This window comes from Rhodococcus sp. PAE-6 (assembly GCF_025290685.1).
In the GTDB taxonomy this organism is placed as follows: domain Bacteria; phylum Actinomycetota; class Actinomycetes; order Mycobacteriales; family Mycobacteriaceae; genus Rhodococcus; species Rhodococcus pyridinivorans.
The window spans coordinates 1-2,112 of record NZ_JAOCLZ010000063.1 but is presented as its reverse complement, the minus strand read 5'-3'; the positions used below and the strand labels follow the sequence as shown (position 1 = coordinate 2,112).

Sequence of the window (2,112 nt, the reverse complement as noted above, 5' to 3'; positions counted from 1 at the left end):
GCCGTCACCGAGGGACTGCGTCGGGCCGTCGACGGTGATGCCGCTTACTCGGGTCTGATGACCAAGAACCCGACCCATTCGGCATGGGCAACGCACTGGATCCACCCCGCACCGCGGAGCTTGGCCGAACTCGAACACGGGCTCGGCCGGCACATGCCCCCGCCGCGGTGGAGGCAGAGCAAACGACGCCGTGAGAACCCGGTCGGGCTCGGTCGCAACTGCGCACTATTCGAGTCAGCGCGAACCTGGGCCTATCGCGAAATCCGTTATCACTGGGGCGATCCCGCTGGTTTGGACCGAGCGATCTGGGCTGAGGCCGCGCAAATCAATACCGCCTTTTCCGAGCCCCTGCCCGACAGCGAAGTACGCGCGATTGCAGCCTCCATCCATCGCTGGATCGTCACCAAATCACGCATGTGGGCCGACGGTCCGGTCGTCTACGAGGCCACCTTCGTCGCCATGCAATCCGCCCGCGGCCGCAAGAGCGGCAAAGTCATGACACCGGCGAAGATCGAGGCCAATCGTCGGCGGGCGACGAAGTTCGACCGCGATCTGGTGTGGAAGGAGGCCACTGATGGGAGCTGAGAATCCAGTTCGGCGCACCCGCACAGCCCGCGAGGTCGCAGAGCGGATCGGTGCGTCGTCTCGCACAGTGCGTCGCATCATGGCCGAGCCGCGGGAGGAGTACCTCGCTCGCGCTGCCGAGCGTCGGGAGCGGGTGCTCGAACTACGCGCCCAGGGCCTGAAGCTGCGCGAGATCGCCGAGGAGGTCGGCATGACAGTCGGTGGCGTCGGCACGATCCTGCACCACGCGCGTAAGGCGGAGCAGTCCCAGTCCGAGGAGGCGACAGCGTGAGCGAGACGATCGCGGCCCGCATCGTTGCGGTGCAGTCACAGCTGAACGCCGTGCACACCGAGCTCCGCGCTTTGGCGGAGCTGGTGAACATGTTCGACGCGGACACCCTCGATGCGGACACCGAGACCTCGGTGCGTGAAGTGATCGACTCACTCGCCGATGCCGGCCTCGCCCTCAACGGCGCCGACGAACCTCTCTCCACAGCCGCACACCACGCCCGTTTGCTCCCCTAGCCGGCTCGAGAGCTGGGAGGATTTACAGCGGAGCGTCCGGTCGCCCCCCCTGCGGGACCGGACGCTCCGCTGTAGGGCGCACTCCCGTCCTTCTTCGGTGATCGTTTCGTCCGGCCAAAAATCGGGACACACCTCTTGCAGAAGTTCTGACACCGGGAAAGGCCGGCCTCGGGACCGCTCACCGACCCCCCGGTTCGGCTCTGAGATCGCCGGAGAGCGCCGTGTCCTATCCCCCGGGGTTTCCGGGTGCGTGCGGTCCGTCTGCGGCGCTCTCGGAGCCACACAGACGGACCGCACGGGGATGTGGGGCCCGCCGGTAGGTCCGAGAAAAGTTCTGCCGCATCCATCAGCCGTACCCGGCTCACCTTCCGCCCTCCCCCGACACATCGAACCGTCACGTGCCACTCAACTGGCCGTGGTCCCGATCAACCACGAATCAAGATCACTACACACCTCATGCACTAAAGCTGCGAACACGAGAAACGACGGTCCGGACGTAACGGAAGAGTGGTATTTCCCGAGTGGCGCGGCGAAACATCTGACTTGGTTCGGCGCGTCCTACCTAAAAAATAGGTCTTCGTGTGCGAGGGTCTTCCGCATGACAGACCGCGGGGGATCGCACGCCGAGGATTGGGAACAGTTGTGGCTGCCGCTGTGGCCCCTGGCAACGGACGATTTGTTGCTGGGGGTGTATCGGATGCCTCGCCATGACGCGCTCGAACGGCGCTATCTCGAGGCCAACCCTCAGGCGCTGAGCAATCTGTTGGTCGTCGATGTCGACCACCCGGACGCGGCACTGCGGACGCTGTCGGCGGCAGGAAACCATCCGCTGCCGAACGCGATCGTGGAGAACCCCCGCAACGGACACGCGCACGCCGTGTGGGCACTGACCGAGCCGTTCACACGCACCGAGTACGCCCGCAGGAAACCCCTCGCCTACGCCGCTGCCGTCACCGAGGGACTGCGTCGGGCCGTCGACGGTGATGCCGCTTACTCGGGTCTGATGACCAAGAACCCGACCCA

General features: G+C 65.6%; 4 protein-coding genes. All 4 read left to right on the top strand.

Annotated elements, in window-relative coordinates; all coding sequences use genetic code 11:
• Positions 1 to 585: replication initiation protein (locus NVV99_RS26185; RefSeq protein ID WP_260783273.1), on the top strand; the 585-nt coding region annotated here is incomplete at its 5' end.
• Entirely contained in the window at positions 575 to 856 is a 282-nt protein-coding gene (locus tag NVV99_RS26180; protein WP_024100496.1) for a sigma factor-like helix-turn-helix DNA-binding protein, read from the top strand. The genes NVV99_RS26185 and NVV99_RS26180, both read left to right, overlap by 11 nt.
• Complete coding sequence (locus tag NVV99_RS26175) at positions 853 to 1,089, top strand: hypothetical protein (RefSeq protein WP_024100494.1); 237 nt, start codon at positions 853 to 855, stop codon at positions 1,087 to 1,089. The genes NVV99_RS26180 and NVV99_RS26175 overlap by 4 nt, the downstream gene beginning before the upstream one ends.
• A gap of 598 nt (positions 1,090 to 1,687) precedes the next feature.
• Positions 1,688 to 2,112 (top strand): replication initiation protein (locus NVV99_RS26170; RefSeq protein ID WP_260783272.1); only part of this gene is annotated, 425 nt, incomplete at its 3' end.

Bases quoted from the DNA above. Each gene is read 5' to 3' on its own strand.
- NVV99_RS26180 (WP_024100496.1), top strand. From the start codon at position 575: ATGGGAGCTGAGAATCCAGTTCGGCGCACCCGCACAGCCCGCGAGGTC.